Origin of the sequence: Tropicimonas omnivorans, assembly GCF_031846565.1 — a bacterium.
Taxonomy (GTDB): Bacteria; Pseudomonadota; Alphaproteobacteria; order Rhodobacterales; family Rhodobacteraceae; genus Tropicimonas_B; species Tropicimonas_B omnivorans.
Window position 1 is genome coordinate 763599 of record NZ_JAVRHL010000002.1, and the last position, 19291, is coordinate 782889.

17 protein-coding genes are annotated in these 19291 nt (G+C 68.1%); 14 read left to right on the forward strand and 3 right to left on the reverse strand.

Features of this window, described 5'->3' with window-relative positions:
• Window positions 1–74: 74 nt before the first annotated feature.
• Complete coding sequence (gene recN / locus RM543_RS09010) at window positions 75–1724, forward strand: DNA repair protein RecN (protein WP_311690743.1); 1650 nt, start codon at window positions 75–77, stop codon at window positions 1722–1724.
• Here recN and metG read toward each other — a convergent pair whose 3' ends face one another.
• Together metG and RM543_RS09020 are read right to left on the reverse strand one after the other, a co-directional pair.
• The gene (gene metG, locus RM543_RS09015) at window positions 1725–3446 is read right to left on the reverse strand and encodes a methionine--tRNA ligase (RefSeq protein WP_311690745.1); all 1722 of its coding nucleotides are present in this window, start codon (window positions 3444–3446) and stop codon (window positions 1725–1727) included.
• A 220-nt stretch (window positions 3447–3666) separates the two neighbouring features.
• The gene (locus RM543_RS09020; protein ID WP_311690747.1) at window positions 3667–3900 is read right to left on the reverse strand and encodes a DUF1127 domain-containing protein; all 234 of its coding nucleotides are present in this window, start codon (window positions 3898–3900) and stop codon (window positions 3667–3669) included.
• 106 nt (window positions 3901–4006) lie between these two features.
• Between RM543_RS09020 and RM543_RS09025 the strand changes: the two genes are divergently transcribed.
• The 3 genes from RM543_RS09025 to hisN all read left to right on the forward strand — a co-directional run bounded on the left by RM543_RS09025 (window position 4007) and on the right by hisN (window position 6518).
• Entirely contained in the window at window positions 4007–4921 is a 915-nt protein-coding gene (locus RM543_RS09025; RefSeq protein ID WP_311690749.1) for a LysR family transcriptional regulator, read from the forward strand.
• A gap of 313 nt (window positions 4922–5234) precedes the next feature.
• On the forward strand, window positions 5235–5603 hold the full coding sequence (locus RM543_RS09030; RefSeq protein WP_311690751.1) for a helix-turn-helix domain-containing protein: 369 nt from the start codon (window positions 5235–5237) through the stop codon (window positions 5601–5603).
• Window positions 5604–5672: 69 nt separating this feature from the next.
• Window positions 5673–6518 (forward strand): histidinol-phosphatase, encoded by an 846-nt coding sequence (gene hisN, locus RM543_RS09035; protein ID WP_311690753.1) that lies wholly within the window; start codon window positions 5673–5675, stop codon window positions 6516–6518.
• 130 nt (window positions 6519–6648) lie between these two features.
• Here hisN and guaD read toward each other — a convergent pair whose 3' ends face one another.
• Window positions 6649–7953, reverse strand: coding sequence for a guanine deaminase (gene guaD / locus RM543_RS09040; protein ID WP_311690755.1), 1305 nt, complete (start codon window positions 7951–7953; stop codon window positions 6649–6651).
• Window positions 7954–8072: 119 nt separating this feature from the next.
• Between guaD and mgtE the strand changes: the two genes are divergently transcribed.
• The 10 genes from mgtE (at window position 8073) to RM543_RS09090 (ending at window position 19291) form a co-directional block, all read left to right on the forward strand.
• Window positions 8073–9467, forward strand: a complete 1395-nt coding sequence (gene mgtE, locus RM543_RS09045; RefSeq protein WP_311690756.1) for a magnesium transporter — start codon at window positions 8073–8075, stop codon at window positions 9465–9467.
• Window positions 9455–10015: a 5-formyltetrahydrofolate cyclo-ligase gene (locus RM543_RS09050; RefSeq protein ID WP_311690757.1), complete on the forward strand. Its 561-nt coding sequence runs from the start codon at window positions 9455–9457 to the stop codon at window positions 10013–10015. Before mgtE ends, RM543_RS09050 begins: the two co-directional genes overlap by 13 nt.
• A gap of 52 nt (window positions 10016–10067) precedes the next feature.
• Window positions 10068–11567, forward strand: a complete 1500-nt coding sequence (locus tag RM543_RS09055; protein ID WP_311690758.1) for an FAD-dependent oxidoreductase — start codon at window positions 10068–10070, stop codon at window positions 11565–11567.
• 119 nt (window positions 11568–11686) lie between these two features.
• A complete protein-coding gene (gene dnaG, locus RM543_RS09060; RefSeq protein ID WP_311690759.1) occupies window positions 11687–13708 on the forward strand; it encodes a DNA primase in 2022 nt (673 codons plus the stop codon).
• 126 nt (window positions 13709–13834) lie between these two features.
• Window positions 13835–15823, forward strand: a complete 1989-nt coding sequence (gene rpoD, locus RM543_RS09065) for an RNA polymerase sigma factor RpoD (protein ID WP_311691356.1) — start codon at window positions 13835–13837, stop codon at window positions 15821–15823.
• Window positions 15824–15909: 86 nt separating this feature from the next.
• Window positions 15910–17406 (forward strand): DNA recombination protein RmuC, encoded by a 1497-nt coding sequence (locus tag RM543_RS09070; RefSeq protein ID WP_311690760.1) that lies wholly within the window; start codon window positions 15910–15912, stop codon window positions 17404–17406.
• Between the two features lie 160 nt (window positions 17407–17566).
• Window positions 17567–17959, forward strand: a complete 393-nt coding sequence (locus RM543_RS09075; RefSeq protein ID WP_311690761.1) for a hypothetical protein — start codon at window positions 17567–17569, stop codon at window positions 17957–17959.
• 74 nt (window positions 17960–18033) lie between these two features.
• Entirely contained in the window at window positions 18034–18438 is a 405-nt protein-coding gene (locus tag RM543_RS09080) for a hypothetical protein (RefSeq protein WP_311690763.1), read from the forward strand.
• A 2-nt stretch (window positions 18439–18440) separates the two neighbouring features.
• Window positions 18441–18881: a hypothetical protein gene (locus tag RM543_RS09085; RefSeq protein WP_311690765.1), complete on the forward strand. Its 441-nt coding sequence runs from the start codon at window positions 18441–18443 to the stop codon at window positions 18879–18881.
• The gene (locus tag RM543_RS09090) at window positions 18878–19291 is read left to right on the forward strand and encodes a secondary thiamine-phosphate synthase enzyme YjbQ (RefSeq protein ID WP_311690768.1); all 414 of its coding nucleotides are present in this window, start codon (window positions 18878–18880) and stop codon (window positions 19289–19291) included. The genes RM543_RS09085 and RM543_RS09090 overlap by 4 nt, the downstream gene beginning before the upstream one ends.

Consider the following 19291-nt stretch of genomic DNA (forward strand, 5'->3'; position numbering starts at 1 on the left):
CCGCGCGGTCCTCCGTTCACGGGGTGCGCGCGGGATCTTTCATGTCCCGCCGCGGGGTGCGATAGATCGCCCCGATGCTGCGCTCACTCGACATTCGCGATCTTCTGATCATCGACAGGCTGGAGCTCGATTTCCGCTCCGGCCTCAACGTGCTGACCGGGGAGACGGGGGCGGGCAAGTCCATCCTCCTCGATGCGCTCGGCTTCGTTCTGGGCTGGCGCGGCCGCGCCGAGATGGTGCGCCCCGGCGCCGACGCGGGCGAGGTGGTCGCGGTGTTCGATCTCCCGGAGGGCCATGCCGCGCGGGCGGTTCTGGACGAGGCTGGATTGCCCGTCTCGGACGAACTCATCCTGCGGCGCGTGAACGCGGCCGACGGGCGCAAGACCGGCTACGTCAACGACCGGCGCGCGAGCGGCGAGGTGCTGCGCGCGCTGTCGGACACCCTCGTGGAACTGCACGGCCAGCACGACGACCGCGGCCTCCTGAACCCCCGCGGCCATCGCGGCCTTCTCGATGACTTCGCAGGCTCGGGCGCAGAGCTGGCGGCCGTGCGCGGCGCCTGGCGCGCGCGGCGGGACGCCGAGGCGGCGCTTGCGCGGGCGCGCGAGGAGGCAGACACGCTGAAAAGCGAGGAGGAGTTCCTGCGTCACGCCGTGACCGAGCTGGACAAGCTCGATCCCCAACCCGGTGAGGAAGCCGAACTCGACGGGCGTCGCCGCGAGATGCAGGGCGCCGAGCGTGTCCGCGAAGACATCACCCGTGCGCTTGCGGCGGTGTCCGGCGATGGCGCCGAGGGGATGGTCTCGGATGCTGCGCGGTGGCTCGATGGTGCCTCCGAGGGGGCTGGCGGTCGTCTCGACGGAGCGCTCGAGGCGCTCACGCGCGCGGCCGACGCCCTGAGCGAGGCAGAGCAGGGGATCGAGGCGGCACTCGATGCGATGAGCTACGATCCGCGCGAGCTGGAGGCGGTCGAGGAACGGCTGTTCGCGATCCGCGGTCTTGCCCGGAAGTACCAGGTGCTGCCGGACGACCTTGGCGGTCATGCCGCCGATCTTCGGGGCCGGCTCGCCGCACTCGACGCCTCCGAGCGGGGCCTCGAAGACCTGGAGCGGGCCTTGAAGGATGCGGAGGCGAGCTTCGATGCCGCCGCAGGGACGCTCAGCGACATGCGGCGTGCGGCGGCCGAGCGGCTCGACGCCGCGATGGCGGCGGAGCTTGCGCCGCTGAAGATGGAGCGGGCGGTCTTTCGCACCGTGATCGAGGCCGGGGAGGCGGGGCCGGACGGGCGCGACGCGGTGACCTTCACCGTGGCCACGAACCCCGGCGCTCCGCCGGGACCCCTGAACAAGATCGCCAGCGGCGGCGAACTCTCCCGGTTTCTCCTCGCGCTGAAGGTCTGCCTGACGGGCGGCGGTGCCGGGATGACGCTGATCTTCGACGAGATCGATCGCGGTGTCGGCGGGGCAACGGCGGATGCGGTCGGCCGGCGGCTTGCCGCCCTGTCCGAGCGGGCGCAGGTCCTCGTCGTCACGCATTCCCCGCAGGTCGCCGCACGCGGCGCGCATCACTGGCGGGTGGAGAAGCGCGTTTCGGACGGGATGACGCTCTCCACCGTGGTGCCGCTCGGCGGGGAGGAGCGCACCGACGAACTTGCGCGTATGCTGGCGGGGGATATCGTGACCGACGAGGCCCGCGCCGCGGCACGGGCCCTCCTCGGCGCCTGATCAGTCGCGTTTGCCGGCGAAGGCGACCTTCCATTCTTCGCGCTGATCGTCGTCGATCTTGGCAAAGAGCGTGTCCGGCACCACGAAGCCGTGGCCGGCGGGCAGACGGAGGAGCGCCTGCTCCATGTTCACCGGCCACTTCGTCTCCTCGGTCCGCAAGGCTTCGAGCAGCTTCGCCGAGGCGTCGGGGATGAAGGGGGCGGAGATCACGGCATAGACGCGGATGAGGTTGAGCGCGAAGCGAATGTCCGCCGCCGCGCGAGACGGATCCTCCTTGAAGGTCGACCAGGGGGCCGCGTCCTGCAGGAATTCATTGCCGGCCACCCACATCGCGCGCAACTCCGCCGCGGCGCGACGAACCTCGATCGCATCCATGTGCTTGCAGTAGGTCTCGAGACGCTCCTGCAACTCCGCGACGAGGGCGCGGCCGCGCTCGCTGATCTCCTCGCCGCCCTCCGGAACTTCCTCGCCGAACTTGGAGCGGCAGAACTTCGTCACGCGGGAGACGAAATTGCCGAGCACGTCGGCCAGATCCTTGTTCACGCCGGACTGGAAGGAGTCCCAGGTGAATTCCGAGTCCGAGGTCTCGGGCGCATGGGACAGGAGCCACCAGCGCCAGTAATCGGGCGGCAGCAGGTCCAGCGCCTGGTCCATGAAGATGCCGCGCCCCTGGCTCGTGGAGAACTGGCCGCCGTCATAGGTCAGGTAGTTGAAGGACTTGATGTAGTCGACGACCTTCCAGGGCTCGCCGGATCCCATGATCGTCGCGGGGAAGGAGAGGGTGTGGAACGGGACGTTGTCCTTGCCCATGAACTGGACGTAGCGCACGTCGTCCGCGCCCTCGTCGGTTCGCCACCAGCGCCACCAATGCTCCTCGTCGAGGCCTTGCGCATCGGCCCATTCGGCGGCGCAGGCGATATATTCGATGGGAGCGTCGAACCAGACGTAGAAGACCTTTTTCTCCATGCCCGGCCACGGCTCGCCGCCCCTGGTGACCGGAACGCCCCAGTAGAGATCGCGGGTGATGCCGCGGTCCTGGAGCCCGTCACCGTCGTTCAGCCATTTTTTGGCGATCGAGGTGGTCAGGATCGGCCAGTCGGACTTGCTGTCGATCCACTCGGCCAGGTCGCCCTTCAGCTTGGACTGAAGAAGGTAGAGGTGCTTCGTCTCGCGGACCTCCAGCCTCGTGGAGCCGGACAGCGAGGAGCGGGGCTCGATGAGGTCCGTCGGCTCGAGTTGCTTGGTGCAGTTCTCGCACTGGTCCCCGCGGGCCTTGTCGTAACCGCAATTGGGGCAGGTGCCCTCGATGTAGCGGTCGGGCAGGAAGCGGTCGTCGTCGATCGAGAAGACCTGCCGCTCGCTGCGCTCCTCGATCAGGCCGTTATCGGCGAGCGCGCCGGCGAAATGCTGGGTCAGCCGGCGGTTCTGCATCGAGGAGGAGCGGCCGAAATGGTCGAAGGAGAGGCGGAAGCCCGCAGCGAGCTTGGCCTGCACCCGGTGCATCTGGTGACAGTACTCTTCGACGGGCATGCCGGCCTTGGTCGCGGCGATCTCGGCAGGTGTGCCATGCTCGTCCGTGGCGCACAGAAACAGCACCTCGTGTCCCCGCGCGCGGGCGTAGCGGGCATAGAGGTCCGCCGGAAGCTGGCTGCCGACAAGATTGCCGAGATGCTTGACGCCGTTGATGTAGGGAATCGCGGAAGTGATGAGAATGCGCGTCATGAATGCTGGCCTTCGGGCACGGGTCGGGTCCGCGCCCCCTCTAGCCCAAGCCTGCGCGGGGCGCCAGCGCCGGGGCCTTGCCAAATGCAGTGGGGGCCGGTGCCGGCCGGGCCGTCCAGGGGGCCTGATGGATCACGTCAGGGATATGGAAAAGGCGCGGAGCGGCCCCGGGGGAGGGGCTGCCCGCGCCTTTGTTCGGCAGGTCGGGGCCTTGCTTTGATCAGTAGTGCCAGCTGGCGGGCACGTCCCAGACCGGGCGGGAGGCTTCCTGCATCGCTTCGTGCCGGGTCAGGCCCAGATCGGCGAGGCGGGACTCGTCCAGACCCGACAGCTCGCGGCGCTGGCGGCCGAGCGCGAAGAGGTCGAACAACGTCCGGAACGGATGCCGGCGGCCAAGGGAGGCGAGGGGGAGGCGGGAGAGGGTCGACTGGGCGTGCATGGTGCGGACTTTCATCTGGTGACGTCGGGAGGCGTCAAAATCTCTTTCGGGGCTGTATCTGTCTGCTCTTGTGCTATCGTTCAAACGAATGTTCATGAACCCAAGTATCACGGAAATTGATATGCCGCGAAATCTCGACATGACCGCCCTGCGTTCCTTCGTGGCCGTGGCCGATAGCGGCGGGGTCACCAGGGCCGCGGGTCTGCTCAATCTGACGCAATCCGCCGTGTCCATGCAGCTCAAGCGGCTGGAAGAGGGGCTGGGCCTGTCGCTCATGGATCGCTCCCGCCGCGGCATCGCCCTGACGGCCGAAGGCGACCAGCTCCTCGCCTATGCACGGCGGATGGTGTCGCTGAACGACGAGGCAATCGGTCGCATGACATCGCAGGAATTCGAGGGCGAGGTGATGCTCGGCGTGCCGCACGACATCGTCTATCCCTTCATTCCGCAGGTGCTGCAGAAGTTTGCCGCGGCCTATCCGAGGATGCGGGCGAACCTCCTGTCGCTTTACACGCGCCAGCTTCAGGACCTCTACCGCCGCGGACAGTGCGGGATCATCCTGACCACCGAGCAGGAAATCATGGAGGGCGGCGAGGTGCTCTCCGACACGCCGCTGTCCTGGGTCGGGGCGCGTGGCGGGCAGGCCTGGCGGCGGCTTCCCCTTCGCCTCGCCTTCGCCCGGTCCTGCATCTTCCGCAGCGAGGTCGTCGACGCCCTCGATCGGGCGGGCATCCCCTGGGAGATGGCGGTCGAGGCGGAGAGCGAACGGGCGATCGAGGCGACGGTCAGCGCCGATCTGGCGATCACGGCCGACCTCGAGGGAACCGCGCCGCCCTTTCTAGAGCGGATCCCCCATGGCGGTGCGCTGCCGGAGTTACGCAGCTACCACATAAACCTCTACGTCTCCGAAGTGATCCGCGGCAAGGCGGAGCTGGCGCTCGCCGATCTGGTGCGGGAGGCGTACCGCAATCCCGTGACGAACCCGGCCGTGAACACCGCACAGACCGACCTCCTGCCGGTCCCTGAGAATCCGTGACCCCGGTGGAGTCGCCGTATGCGGGAATCTCGCAACAGCCAAAAGCGGTCAGCGGCGCTCAACTTCGATCAACGCTGAAATTACTTTTGCGAAATAGAACGCAACTGCCGGCTGATATTTGCTTCACGCGCATAACTTCGCATTTTGCAAATATTTCGCTAGTACGTTGAAGTTTAACGAAACATAGTTAATGAAAAAGCTTGCCAGAGACCTGACCTTTTCGGCATGTATTAATTGAGTTCATCCTAGGGGATATTGGTGGCAGCTCGGGTCGTGCCCGGGGATGACGTATTCCAGTTGTAGCGAGGCAATAGTGACACATCCGGTTGATATACATGTGGGCAAGCGCGTCCGGCATCGTCGTTGGATGATCGGCATGACCCAGCAGCAGCTCGCCGAGAAGGTGGGCATCAAGTTCCAGCAGATCCAGAAGTACGAAACCGGCATGAACCGTGTCAGCGCGTCCCGTCTGTTCGACATCGCGCAGGTCCTCGGGACGGACGTCTCCTTCTACTTCGATGGACTCGAGGGGGCCAGCGGTCCTGATGGCGCCAAGGGCACAACGCCCGACGTGCTGGCCGACAAGGAGGCGATGGATCTCGTTCGCACCTATTACGCCATCCCCGAAGCCCAGCGGCGCCGCCTGTTCGATCTTGCCCGGGCCCTCGGCCAGGCTGCCTGATCGACCCAGCCTCGCCCCCATGCGTCCCAGCCGCTTGACCGGTGTCGCGGCCGGGCGTACCGCGGTTCCATGACCAGCACAGAACAGACGACGGCCCGTTTCGGCGGGGCCGCCGCATCCTCCGAGCTGAGGCGCGTTGCCGCTGAACTCGCGGAGGCCGCACGCGGGGCGATCCTGCCGTATTTCCGCGCGCCCGGTCTCGTGGCCGAATCCAAGGAGGCGGAGGCCTTCGATCCCGTCACCGCTGCCGATCGCGCCGCGGAAACGGCGATGCGAGACATCCTGGACCGCAGGCGCCCGCAGGACGGCATCCACGGCGAAGAGTTCGGCAAACAGGAGGGAACGAGTGGTCTGACATGGGTGCTCGATCCCATCGACGGCACGCGCGCCTTTCTCGCCGGTACGCCAAGCTGGGGTGTGCTGATCGCCCTGTCCGACGAGGCCGGCCCGATCTTCGGGATCATCGATCAGCCCTTTACGTCGGAGCGGTGGGAAGGCGCCGCGGGCCTTGTCGCGACCCATTCCGGGCCGCAGGGGACACGGGACCTGTGCGTGCGGAGGGAAACGGATCCCGCCGGCGCGATCCTGATGACCACCTTTCCCGAGGTCGGATCGCCAGAGGACGCCGCAGCGTTCGCCCGCGTTGCCCGCGACGTGAAGCTGACGCGCTACGGCCTCGACTGCTATGCCTACGGTCTCGTCGCGCTGGGGCAGATCGACCTGGTCATCGAGGCGGGGCTGAAACCCTACGACATCTGCGCGCCGATCGCGGTGATCGAGGCAGCCGGAGGGATCGTGACAGACTGGGAGGGTGGTCCGGCCCATGAGGGAGGCCGGGCAATCGCTGCGGCGACACCCGAACTCCATGCCTGGGCCCTGGAGCGGTTGGCGGACGGGACCGGACGGGCCTCCTGATCGAACGCGCCTCTCTTGCGCGTCGGTACGGCACACGCCCGGCGACCATGCGGAACGCGCCGGCCATGCGGGGAACACAGGATCCTTCTGAACTCCGGATCATTCCGCGCGGGAGGCAGGCGCCGGCCCGTCAGCCGCGATGGGGCGAGAACAGCTTGCGACCGGCGACATAGGTGGCCGCCGTTGCGCGGTCGTCGCCCATCATGATCGTGGGGAAGACCGCATCCCAGATCGTCTCCGCCCGCCCGGCGCGCTGCGCGATGGCGGGGGTGGAGGCGAGGTCGAGCACGACGAGATCCGCGTCGGATCCCGGCGCGAGCGTGCCGATCCGATCGGGTGCGCGCATGGAAGCGGCGGATCCCGCGGTCGCAAGCCAGATGAGCTCGGCCGGGTGGAGCGGCGTTCCGGTCAGCTGGCCGATCTCGTAGGCCGCCGCCATGGTCCGCAGCATCGAGAAGGAGGAGCCGCCGCCGGTATCGGTGGCCAGGCCGACAATCTGGCCCTCCGCCTTGGCCCGCGCCATGCCGAAGAGACCGGAGCCGATGAAGGCGTTGGACGTCGGGCAATGGATGAGGGCGGCGCCCGCGTCCCTGAGACGATCCCGCTCGCGGTCCTCGAGATGGATCGCGTGGCCGAAGAGCGCGCCCTCCCGCAAGAGACCGTGCGCCTCGTAGGTGTCCAGATAATCCCGGGCCTCCGGGTGCAGCTCCTTCACCCAGGCGATCTCGTCCAGCTGTTCGGAGAGGTGGGTCTGCATCAGACAATCCGGATTCTCGGCCCAGAGTGCGCCGAGCGCCTCGAGCTGTGCGGGCGTGGAGGTGGGCGTGAACCGGGGCGTGATGACGTAGCGCGCGCGGCCCCTGCCATGCCAGCGGGCGAGGAGGGCGGCGCTGTCATCGTACGCGGATCTGGCATCGTCGCGCAGTCCATCCGGCGCGTTGCGGTCCATGCAGGTCTTGCCGGCGGCGACGGCCATGCCGCGCCGTTCGGCGGCGATGAAGAAGGCCTCCACGGAGGCCGGGTGGATCGTGCAAAAGGAACAGGCGGTCGTGGTGCCGTTCGCGATCAGCAGATCGAGGTAGCGTTCTGCGATCTCGTCCGCATAGGCCGGATCGCCGAACCGCATCTCCTCGGGGAAAGTGTAGGTGTTCAGCCAGTCGATCAGGCGCTTGCCCCAGGAGGCGATGATCGCCGTCTGGGGATAGTGGACATGCGCATCGACGAAGCCCGGCAGGATCAGCCCCTGCCCGTGATCCTCGACCGTCGCCCGGGGCGCGCGGGACCGCAGCTCATCCGCGGGACCGGTGGCGAGGATGCGTCCGTCCTCCACCAGGACACCGCCATGGGCGTCGAATCGGCTGGCCGCGTCCGGCGTGCTGCCGAAGGGGTCCGAGTGGATGTCGAGCACCTGCCCGAGGATGAGTGTCTGTGTCATGAGGGGGACATTATGGCTCTCCCGCGGCGGGCGAAAGGGATGCCGGCGGGTTCAGGTTGCTCCTGCCACCGCCGGCCCTATTGTCGGCGCTTACCGCGCAGATCCGGGGGCGCTCCATCATGGCTGACGACATTCTTACGCCGGAGGCCTCCGACGAGCGGGAGGCGGGCCATTACACGCTCGACGGGCCGTTCACGCGAAGTGTCCTCGAGGCCGTGGAGGCAGAGGATGCGGAGCGCCTGGCCGAGCTGCTGGAGCCGCTCCACCCGGCCGACATGGCCGACCTTCTGGAGCAGATCGAGGGCTGGCAGCGTGCGGCCCTGCTGCACCTTTACGGTGGCCGGCTGGACGGCGCGGTTCTCAGCGAGCTGGACGAGAGTCTTCGCGAGGAGGTGATCCACCTTCTGCCGCCCGACGTGCTCTCCGAGGCGGTGCGCGAACTCGACAGCGACGATGTGGTCGACCTCGTCGAGGATCTAGAGGGCGAGCAGAAGACCATGATCCTCGAGGCGCTGTCCGCCTCGTCCCGCGCCGCCGTCGAGCAGGCGCTGACCTACCCCGAGTTCTCCGCCGGCCGCCTGATGCAGCGCGAGATCGTCCGCGCGCCGGAGCATTGGCGTGTCGGCGAGGCGATCGATTTCTTGCGGACCAACCCGGACAGCCTGCCGGACCAGTTCTACCACGTCATTCTCGTCGATCCCCGGATGCGGGCGGTGGGGCAGGTTGCGATCGGGAAGATCCTCTCCTCTCGCCGGGGCGCACTTCTCCGCGACCTGACGGAAGAGGATTTCCGCACCGTGCCCGTCGATCAGGACGAGGGCGAGGTGGCCTATGCCTTCAACCAGTATCACCTGATCTCCGTCCCCGTGGTCGACGAGGAGAAGCGCGTCGTCGGCGTGATCACCATAGATGACGCGATGGTGGTGATGGACGAGGAGCACGAGGAGGACATCCTGCGCCTCGCCGGTGTCGGCGAGACGCGGATTTCCGACCGGGTGGTCGACACCACGCGCCGCCGTCTTCCCTGGCTGGCGGTGAACCTGGCGACGGCGATCCTCGCCTCCCTTGTCATCGCCCAGTTCGAGGAGGTGATCGCGCAGGTCGTGGCGCTCGCCGTGCTGATGCCCATCGTGGCCAGCATGGGCGGAAATGCCGGCACACAGGCGCTGACGGTGGCGGTCCGGGCGCTGGCGACGAAGGATCTCACCGGCTCCAACGTCCTGCGCATCGTGCGGAGGGAGGCGGCCGTCGGCCTGATCAACGGGGTGATCTTCGCCGTCCTGATGGGCGCGGTGGGGATCCTCTGGTTCGGCGATATCGGCATCGCCTACGTGATCTCGGCCGCGATGGTCATCAACATGCTGATGGCAGGGCTTGCGGGGATCCTGATTCCGCTCCTGCTCGACAAGGCGGGGGTCGATCCAGCCCTGGCCTCTGGCACCTTCGTCACGACGGTCACGGATGTGGTCGGCTTCTTCGCGTTCCTCGGACTGGCGGCCTTGTGGCTGCTCTGACGAAGGCCGAGGCGCGGGCGCGGGCCGGCGGGGCGCGGGACGCGGCGCACCGGTCGGGTGCGGGCCCTATGGTGTCCGCGGCGCTCGTCGAGTGTCTGGCGGGCGAGGCGGGCCGGGTGATCGCGGGCTATATGCCGATCCGCTCCGAAGCCGATCCTCTGCCAGCGATGACGGCCCTGGCGGCGCGGAACCGGATCTGCGTGCCCGTCGTGGTCGGTCCGGGAGAAGCATTGCGCTTTCGCGAATGGGTGCCGGGATGCGCGCTCGAGAGGGGGCCCTTCGGGGTCGAGGTGCCGGCCGGGGGTGCGGATCTGACCCCCGATCTTCTGATCGTGCCCATGCTCGCCTTCGACGCCCGGCTCTTTCGTCTCGGCTACGGCGGCGGGTTCTACGATCGAACGCTCGAGGCGCTGCGCAAGACTGGGGCGCCGGAGGCGGTGGGCCTCGCCTATGCCGCGCAGGAGCTGACGGAGGTGCCGCTCGAGCCGACGGATCAGCCCCTTGACCGGCTTGTCACCGAGCAAGGGGCCAGGCGGCCTTTGCCATGAACCCCGCGTTAACGTCTCCGGCCCATGCTCGGAGAGACCCAAAGGAGATCCCATGCGGCTGGAAACGGGCGGTCTGATCGACCGGACGACGCGCATCAGTTTTCGGTTCGCCGGCAGGACCTGTCATGGCCATCCCGGGGATACGCTGGCGTCCGCGCTCCTGGCGGCGGGTGTGCGCGTCGTCGGGCGCTCGCCGATCTATCGGCGTCCGCGCGGTCTCGCGCGGCTCGAGCCCGAGGAGCCGAACGGCGTCGTCGTGGTGAAGGGGCGGGCGATCCGCGCGACCGAGCTTGTGCTGAGCGAAGGGCTGGACGCGTCACCGCTCGATCGCAGCGCCTGGCGCATCGGCAGACGTGCCGACGTGCGCGCGCCGGACGAGACGAGCGCCGATCCTGAGGAAACCTCCTGCGATGTCCTCGTCGTCGGCGCGGGGCCGGCGGGCCTCATGGCCGCGCGCGCTGCGGCGGAGGCCGGCGCCAGTGTCCTCCTGGTCGAGGCGGATGCGAGGCCGGGCGGATATCTCCTCGGTGAGCGCGAAACGGTCGGCGGCAAGTCCGGGGCGGACTGGGCGGCGGAGGAGGCGGAGCGCCTTTCGCAGCAGGGCGTTCAGGTCCGGTTCGGAATACGCGTCACGACGGCCGGCGGCGACCGGGTGAGGGCGGTTGAGCGATTGCCCGATGGAACGCCACGGCTGTGGCGCATCGACGCGCGGGCACTGGTGCTGGCCTGCGGCGCGTCCGAGGAGCCGGAGGTCTTTCCGGGCAACGACCGTCCGGGCATTCTGAGCGCGGCGGCCGTGCGGATGGCGCTCCACCGGTTCGGGGCGGCGCCGGGCGCTCGGATCGCGGTCTACGGCGACGGGCGGGAGGCACGCCGGACGGCGATCGACCTCGTGGCCGCCGGCATCGAGGTGCCGGCGCTGATCGACCCGTCCTACGGGCCGCCGGACGGCGCGGACCTGCCGGAGGGCGTGCCGCTCCTGACCGATACGGAGATCGCCGGAACGAGAGGGCGCCGCGGTCTGACGGCGCTGCTTCTGATGAAGCGGGGGGAGACCAGATCCAGACCGCTCAGGGTCGACGCGCTCGCGGTCTCGGGGACCTGGGCGCCGCGGCTCACGCTGGCCCGCGAGCGGGGCGCCACGCCGGGCTGGAGCCGCGATCTGATGATGTTCCTGCCGCAGCCGGCCGCCGGTCCGGGCTGGGCCGCGGCGGGTGCGATGGCAGGGGCCGGATCGACGGGGGAGTGCCTCGCATCGGGGCGTGACGCGGCGCGCGCCGTCCTCGAACCACTCGGGTGGATGGCGGCGGATGTCCCTCTTCCGCAGGCGCCCGCGGAGGCGGATCCGCCGAGACCGCCCCGTTTCGTGCCGCTCAAGGGACGCGCCTTCGTCGATCTGGCGCGGGACATGACGACCGCGGACGTGCGGTCTCTCGCCTCCAAGGGGCGCGCCCTGCCGGCGCCGCCCTCCCTTCTGGCTCTGAGCTACCTGTCGCAGGCCTCCGGCATGGGCATCGAGGAGCTTGCTGCGAAGATGGACCCGGGCACCTAGGACCGCGCGCCCGGCCCGCGCTGAAATCGTGATTTCCAGCCCGGCCCCGCGCCGCGATAGACCGCAGGTCACTCCCGGAGCCGCTTCCAGAATCGCGCCGGGCATAGGATAGTTTCTCGATGGCCCTTCCTGACGGTTTTCTCGACGAGCTTCGCGCCCGCGTCAGCCTCTCGCAGGTGGTGGGCAAGAAGGTCCTGTGGGACAAGCGCAAGTCCCAGCAGGGCAAGGGAGATTGGTGGGCGCCGTGCCCGTTCCACCAGGAAAAGACGGCCTCGTTTCACGTCGATGACCGCAAGGGGTTCTACTACTGCTTCGGATGCCAGGCGAAGGGCAACGCGTTCACCTTCGTGCAGGAGACCGAGAATGTCGGCTTCATGGAGGCGGTGGAGATCCTCGCCCGGGAGGCCGGGATGGAGGTGCCGAAGGGCGATCCGAAGGCGCAGGCACGGGCCGACCGGAACACCCGCCTGAGGGAGGCGGTGGACGCCGCCGCACGCTTTTACCGCACGCAATTGTCGACCGCCGCCGCCGCCGAAGCGCGGGCCTATCTCGAGCGGAGGGGCGTGAAGGCGGAGACGCTGGAGCGCTTCGGCATCGGCTATGCTCCCAGCGGCCGCACCGCGCTTGCCGATGCGCTGACCGGCCGCGGCATGGAGGCGGATCTGCTCGTCGAAGCCGGCCTCTGCCGCCGCTCGGAGCGGGACGGCTCGCTCTACGATTTCCTGAGGGACCGCATCGTCTTCCCGATCCGGGACGGGCAGGACCGGGCCGTCGCATTCGGGGGACGGGCGATGTCCGCCGATGCGCAGGCGAAGTACCTCAACACCTCCGAGACGCCGATTTTCGACAAGGGCGCCGGGCTTTACAACATCGCGCCGGCCCGGTCCGCGGCGGGACGCTCTGGCGCCCTGATCGTCGCCGAGGGCTACATGGACGTGATCGCGCTCCATGAACACGGCTTCCCCGCCGCTGTCGCCCCGCTCGGCACGGCGATCACGGAAGCGCAGCTTGCCCTGATCTGGCGGATCTCCAGCGAGCCGGTCGTCGCGCTCGACGGGGACACGGCCGGTCTGCGCGCCGCCTACCGTCTGATTTCGCGCGCCCTTCCGATGCTGGAGCCGGGGCGAGAACTGCGCTTCGTCCTGCTGCCGGAGGGCAAGGATCCCGACGATCTGCTGCGCTCCGAGGGCGGGCCGGAAGCGATGGGGGAGCTGATCGGCAGCGCCCAGCCGATGGCGAAGCTCCTGTGGCGCGAGAAGACGGAGGGGCTCGTTCTCGACAGCCCCGAACGGCGCGCGTCCCTCGACCGGGATCTGCGCGCCGTGCTCGACGAGATCCGCGACCGCTCCATCAAGATGCACTATGCGGAGGAATTCCGCCGGCTGCGCGCCGACCTCTATGGCTATGGCCATCCCGGAGGAGCGGATGGCTCCGGGGCCGGCGCGTCGCCGGAACCTCGTGGGCTGCCGCCCGCCTCCGGTTTCCAGAAGCGCGGCGGTGCGTGGAAAAAGGGCGCCGCGCCGCTTCTGCCCTCGACGGAGCAGTCCCGCGCGTCGCTTCTGGCCTCCGGTGCCGAGGGCGTGACGGACCGGCTCCGGGAGGCGGTGATCCTCGCGACGCTCATCCACACGCCGGTCCTGATTGACGAATTCGCGCATATTCTCGAGGAGTTCGAGTTCCGCGGGCCGGGCCATGCCGCCATCGCCGCGAGCCTCCTGCGGGTGCCGCCCGGGGTCGATGCGGAGGGCGTGCTCATCCATCTTCGCGAGGAGGTGGGGGCGCGCGGCCTTGAAACGATGCTGTCACCGCGCCATGTCCAGATCGCTCCCTCGGTCCGCCGGGCCGGGGATGCCGAACTCGCTCGGGCCTGCCTGACCGAGGAACTGGCCAAGCTCGGGGCCGCGCGCGGCATGGCCCGGGAGATGGCGGAAAGCGTGGCCGCGATCGCGGGGTCCGCGGGCGAGGGCCTCGACTGGCGTATCGCCCAGGCCGCCGATGCCGTCCTGCGGGCGGCAAGTGCGGGCGAGGGCGGCCGTTCGGAGCTGGAGACCGCGCCCAACGGGGCGCGACTGGATCGACGTGAGAAGGATGCGTTGCAGGAACTGTTGCGCCGAATCGGATACGAGGGAACGGGACCTTAGTCCGAATCGGTCAACGTATTGGAAATCATTGCAGGCAACGGTAGGACATCTGGAACGCCAAGCCGCATGACCTATGATTCGCAGGTTCGGGCGGATGCCCGAATCACCTCGTCAGTGGGAGAGACCATGGCCGCGAAAGACAACGACGGGACGAAGACCGAGGAGCAGTCCGACGGCATGACGCTCGACATGAGCCAGGCCGCCGTGAAGAAGATGATCGCCGAGGCGCGCGAGCGCGGCTACATCACCTACGACCAGCTCAACCAGGTCCTTCCGCCGGAGCAAGTCAGCTCGGAGCAGATCGAGGACGTGATGTCGATGCTGTCCGAGATGGGCATCAACATCATCGAGAACGACGAGGCCGAGGAAGAGGAGGGGCAGAGCGGCTCCACCGCCGTGGTCGAAGCGTCCTCCGGGCGTGACGTCACGGTCTCCCAGTCGGAGAGCGAAAAGCTCGACCGGACCGACGATCCGGTGCGCATGTACCTGCGCGAGATGGGCTCGGTCGAGCTTCTGTCCCGCGAGGGCGAGATCGCCATCGCCAAACGCATCGAGGCCGGTCGCAACACCATGATCGCGGGCCTCTGCGAGAGCCCGCTCACCTTCCAGGCCATCACGATCTGGCGGGACGAGCTTCTGAGCGAAGACATTCTGCTGCGTGACGTCATCGACCTCGAGGCGACCTTCGGCCGCTCCCTCGAGGAGGACGACGACGACACGCCGGTGGTGGACACCACCACCCCCGCCGCCAAGACCGCCGCCGCCGAACAGCCCGAGGTCGATGCGGACGGAAACCCGATCCGCAACAATGACGACGACGACGAGGACGAGGACGAACAGGCCAACATGTCCCTTGCGGCCATGGAAGCGGCGCTGAAGCCTCGCGTTCTGGAGACGCTGGAGGTCATCGCGCGGAATTACCTCCGGCTCGAGGAGATGCAGGATCGCCGCATGTCGGCAACCCTGAACGAGGACGGGTCCTTCTCCGCCGAGAACGAGTCCACCTACCAGACGCTGCGCTCGGAGATCGTGCTCCTCGTCAACGAGCTGCACCTGCACAACAACCGCATCGAGGCGCTGATCGACCAGCTCTACGGCATCAACCGCCGGATCATGTCGATCGACTCGAACATGGTGAAGCTCGCCGATCAGGCCCGCATCAACCGTCGCGAGTTTATCGAGGCGTATCGCGGCTCCGAGCTCGATCCGACCTGGATGGACCGGATGGCCCAGCAGCCCGGTCGTGGCTGGACGGCTCTGTTCGACCGCTCGTCTGACAAGGTGCAGGATCTGCGCTCCGAGATGGCGCAGGTGGGCCAGTATGTCGGTGTCGACATCAACGAATTCCGCCGCATCGTGAACCAGGTGCAGAAGGGTGAGAAGGAGGCCCGGGCGGCCAAGAAGGAGATGGTCGAGGCCAACCTCCGGCTCGTGATCTCGATCGCCAAGAAGTACACCAACCGCGGCCTGCAATTCCTTGATCTCATTCAGGAAGGCAACATCGGCCTGATGAAGGCGGTGGACAAGTTCGAGTACCGCCGGGGCTACAAGTTCTCCACCTATGCGACGTGGTGGATCCGCCAGGCGATCACCCGCTCCATCGCCGACCAGGCCCGCACGATCCGTATCCCGGTGCACATGATCGAGACGATCAACAAGCTGGTGCGCACCGGTCGCCAGATGCTGCACGAGATCGGTCGGGAGCCGACGCCGGAAGAGCTGGCCGAGAAGCTCCAGATGCCGCTGGAGAAGGTCCGCAAGGTGATGAAGATCGCCAAGGAGCCGATCTCCCTCGAAACGCCGATCGGCGACGAGGAAGACAGCCAGCTCGGCGATTTCATCGAGGACAAGAACGCCGTCCTGCCGCTCGACAGCGCCATTCAGGAGAACCTGAAGGAGACCACGACGCGCGTTTTGTCCTCGCTCACGGCGCGGGAGGAGCGTGTCCTGCGGATGCGGTTCGGCATCGGGATGAACACGGATCACACGCTCGAGGAGGTCGGCCAGCAGTTCTCGGTCACCCGCGAGCGGATCCGCCAGATCGAGGCGAAGGCCCTGCGCAAGCTCAAGCACCCCTCGCGCAGCCGCAAGCTTCGCAGCTTCCTCGATCAGTGAATTACCGCGGGCCGCTTCGGCGGCCCGCATCTTGATTGCCGGTGGGCATTCATGAAACGTTAGGGGAACATCTCTAGGATTCCCCCATGCCGCTCGACCAGATCGATCCCCTCTACATTACGGGCGCTGCCGCGCTTCTTGCGCTCGTTTGCGTCGCCCTTCTCCTGCGTGCCGCGGCGCGGGGGCGGGAGGTCCGGGACCTGTCCCGCCGTCTGGCGGAGACGGAGGCGCGCCTCGCCGAGGAGCGCAGCGTGGCGACGGCCCGCTCAGGTGAGCTCGAGCTTCTGGCGGAGCAACTGAGATCGGACCTGTCGTCGGCCCGCATTCGCGCGGAGCGGCGGGAGGAAGCTGCCGAAAGCCTGTCGCGGGAGGTGGACCGCGCCCGAGCCCAGCGGGCCGACCTTGCGGAGAAGCTGGAGGAGACGCGCATCGCTCACGGCACCTCCGAGCGGGAGATCAGCCGCCTCAAGACCGAGATCACCAAGGACCGCGAAGCCGCCGAGCGGGAAATTCGCACGCTCCAGACCCTGCGCGAGGAGATGACGTCCCGCTTCCGGGAGCTCGCGAGCCAGACGCTGAAGGTGCAGGGCGAGGATTTCGCCAAGGCCAACCAGCAGAAGCTGAACGAGCTGCTCGCGCCCTTCAAGGAGCATGTCGGCAACTTCCAGATCGAGCTTCGCAACGTCCACAAATCCGCGGACGAGGAGCGCGCGCGCCTCAAGGAACAGATCGCGACGCTTCACAGCCGCTCCGAGGAGATCAGCCGCGAGGCGGTGAACCTGACCCAGGCCCTCAAGGGTGACAAGCAGCGTCAGGGCGCCTGGGGGGAGATGATCCTCGAGCGCATCCTGGAGGAATCCGGCCTCGAACGGGATGTGCATTACGAGGTCCAGGCCAGCCGCCGGGACGAGGAGGGCGCCCGCTGGCGCCCCGACGTCGTCGTGCGGATGCCGCAGGGCAAGTCCCTCGTGATCGACAGCAAGGTCTCCCTCATCGCCTACGAGGCCGCGACGAACGCCGACTCGGAGGAGGAGCGCAAGAGAGCCCTGGCCGATCACGTGCGCGCCGTCAGGACCCATATCGAGACGCTCGCGGCAAAGGGCTACCAGGCGCTGGAGGCCGGGAGCGTCGATTACGTGCTGATGTTCATGCCCATCGAGGGGGCGCTCTCCGAAGCCCTCCGGGTGCAGGGCGATCTCACCGCGATGGCCTTGCGCAAGGGAATCGGCATCGTCACGCCCACCACGATGATGGTCACGCTGCGCACGGTGGAGCATATCTGGGCCGTCGAGCGCCGGGAGAGCAATGCCGAGGCCATCGCGGACCGCGCGGGCAAGCTCTACGACAAGTTCGTCGGCGTGCTGGAGGAGTTCGACAAGATCGGCTCGCATCTCGACAATGCCCGCGATGCCCATTCCCGCGCCGTCGACCGTCTCGCCCGCGGTCGGGGCAACGTGCTCGGGCAGGTGGACAAGCTTCGCACGCTCGGCGCCCGCACCGACAAGCGCCTGCCGATGGATCACGATTCCGCGCCCGATGACGACGGGGGGCAGCGCGCGCTGCCGGATCAGGCGGCCGAGTAAGTCGTTCTAGAGGCCTGAGAATCGGGCGATGGATCCGCATCTTGGCGGCCGAATTCAGGATAGGGCGGCGGCCAGATCGGGCTTTCTCGCCCCCCGAGCCGGGTCCCCGCAGCGCACCGGCCCACTGGCCGAGCCGGACGCGGCGATCTAGATGACGGTCATGCCCACATTCAAAGCCTCCGCCACCCTTCTCGCCGCCATCACGCTCTGCCTGGCGCTGGTCTATCTCCTCCTGCCCTCCATTCCACTCTTCGCCTTTGCGCAGGAGCGTACCGCGGACGGGCTGTTCATGGCGCGCCGCGGCGCATTGCCGTTCGCGGGGCTCGCCGTGATGCTCTTCGCGGCGCGGGACTGCGACCCCTCCCACGCGCGGCGCGCGATCTGCCTTGCGGTGATCGTGACATTCGGTGGCCTCGCCATCCTCGGCCTGATCGCGCTCGTGCGGGGAACGACGGGGTGGATGACCCTGCCGTCCATCGCCGTCGAGCTTGTTCTCGCGGCGCTCTTCGTGCCGCATCTCGCCGCTCGTTCGCGCGCCGCACCGCGCCTGTGAGGGTGCGTGCGCTCCAGGCCCTTGATCGGCGGCGTGCGCCGGGTCAGGCTTTGTTCCAATCAAGGAGACGTCCCATGCCCCGCACCAGTCCCTTTGTTCTTGCCGCCGCCCTCTGCCTCGTCGCCGGGGCAGGGCAGGCCGAACGACAGATGGCCTCGAACGGCCTCTATGCCGCTGGCGATGCGAGCGGTTTCGAGGTCCTGTCCCTCCCCAACCGGACCGGCGCGGACTACTTCTGTGCCGCCGGCACGTTCGCTCGCGAGCGACTTGGGGCGCGGGCGACGGACCGTGTGGAAATCGCCCGGCCGCTCGGCCCCTCCCGCGTCGATCCTGGCCGCCGCGCCGTGACCTTCGTCGTGACGCCGCCGGAGCGGCAGGGCTTCACGTTCCGCGACGTGGTCCTGTCGACAAAGCGCACCGGGCAGAACCGGACAGTCGGTCACGCCGTGTCGCTCTGCAATCAGACGAGGGACCGGTGAAGGTGCGGTGCCTGCTCGCTGCGGCGTTCTCGCTGCTCGCGGCCCCCGCGAGCGCCGATTACATCGCGTATAACAGGATGATCGCCGCTGAGGACCCGACGCGGGCCGGCGTCATCGAGGTATACCAGAAGGCCGGCGCCGGCCCCGTGGATTACTGGTGTGCCGCGGGGGATTACGCCCGCCGCGCAATGGGGCGGGACGGCAGTGACAGGCTCTATCTCCTCCGCCCGCTCGGCCAATCCAATGCCGCGCCCCGCCGAAGCTCCGTCGCGTTCACCATCGTGCCGTATCCGGAAGTCGACGGCGGCTCGCGTCCGGGCGACGGCGGCAGCTATTCCGTTCCGCTCGACGTCGTGGGGTACAATCTGCGTACGCTGCATGCCCGGGCGTTCTGCCCCGACAGCCTCAAGCGCTTCCGTCGCCTCGGTCTTGCCTTCCCATGAAGATGTTCGAGCTGAAGACGAACGGGCCGGGCCTGACCGAGATCACCTCCGAGGTTGCCGGCTGGGTTGCCGATCAGGGCGGGGAGGGCGTACTGACGCTGATGATCCGCCACACGTCCGCCTCGCTCCTCATCCAGGAGAACGCGGATCCGGATGTGCAGCGGGACCTCAAAGCCTATTTCGGACGGCTCGTTCCCCCCGCCGACGATCCATCGATGGAGTACCTCTTGCACCGGGCGGAGGGGCCGGACGACATGCCGGCTCATATCAAGGCCGCGATGATGCCCGTTTCGCTCTCCATCCCCGTCGAAGGGGGGCGGATGGCGCTCGGGACGTGGCAGGGGATCTACATCTTCGAGCATCGCGCCAGGCCGCATCGGCGCCAGGTCGCGGCGTACCTGGCGCGCTAG

What these genes read in the sequence shown, in the direction of transcription:
- recN (WP_311690743.1), top strand. Translation starts at nt 75, where the DNA reads ATGCTGCGCTCACTCGACATTCGCGATCTTCTGATCATCGACAGGCTG.
- metG (WP_311690745.1), bottom strand. Translation starts at nt 3,446, where the DNA reads ATGACGCGCATTCTCATCACTTCCGCGATTCCCTACATCAACGGCGTC.
- RM543_RS09020 (WP_311690747.1), bottom strand. Translation starts at nt 3,900, where the DNA reads ATGAAAGTCCGCACCATGCACGCCCAGTCGACCCTCTCCCGCCTCCCC.
- RM543_RS09025 (WP_311690749.1), top strand. Translation starts at nt 4,007, where the DNA reads ATGCCGCGAAATCTCGACATGACCGCCCTGCGTTCCTTCGTGGCCGTG.
- hisN (WP_311690753.1), top strand. Translation starts at nt 5,673, where the DNA reads ATGACCAGCACAGAACAGACGACGGCCCGTTTCGGCGGGGCCGCCGCA.
- guaD (WP_311690755.1), bottom strand. Translation starts at nt 7,953, where the DNA reads ATGACACAGACACTCATCCTCGGGCAGGTGCTCGACATCCACTCGGAC.
- mgtE (WP_311690756.1), top strand. Translation starts at nt 8,073, where the DNA reads ATGGCTGACGACATTCTTACGCCGGAGGCCTCCGACGAGCGGGAGGCG.
- RM543_RS09055 (WP_311690758.1), top strand. Translation starts at nt 10,068, where the DNA reads ATGCGGCTGGAAACGGGCGGTCTGATCGACCGGACGACGCGCATCAGT.
- dnaG (WP_311690759.1), top strand. Translation starts at nt 11,687, where the DNA reads ATGGCCCTTCCTGACGGTTTTCTCGACGAGCTTCGCGCCCGCGTCAGC.
- rpoD (WP_311691356.1), top strand. Translation starts at nt 13,835, where the DNA reads ATGGCCGCGAAAGACAACGACGGGACGAAGACCGAGGAGCAGTCCGAC.
- RM543_RS09070 (WP_311690760.1), top strand. Translation starts at nt 15,910, where the DNA reads ATGCCGCTCGACCAGATCGATCCCCTCTACATTACGGGCGCTGCCGCG.
- RM543_RS09075 (WP_311690761.1), top strand. Translation starts at nt 17,567, where the DNA reads ATGCCCACATTCAAAGCCTCCGCCACCCTTCTCGCCGCCATCACGCTC.
- RM543_RS09080 (WP_311690763.1), top strand. Translation starts at nt 18,034, where the DNA reads ATGCCCCGCACCAGTCCCTTTGTTCTTGCCGCCGCCCTCTGCCTCGTC.
- RM543_RS09090 (WP_311690768.1), top strand. Translation starts at nt 18,878, where the DNA reads ATGAAGATGTTCGAGCTGAAGACGAACGGGCCGGGCCTGACCGAGATC.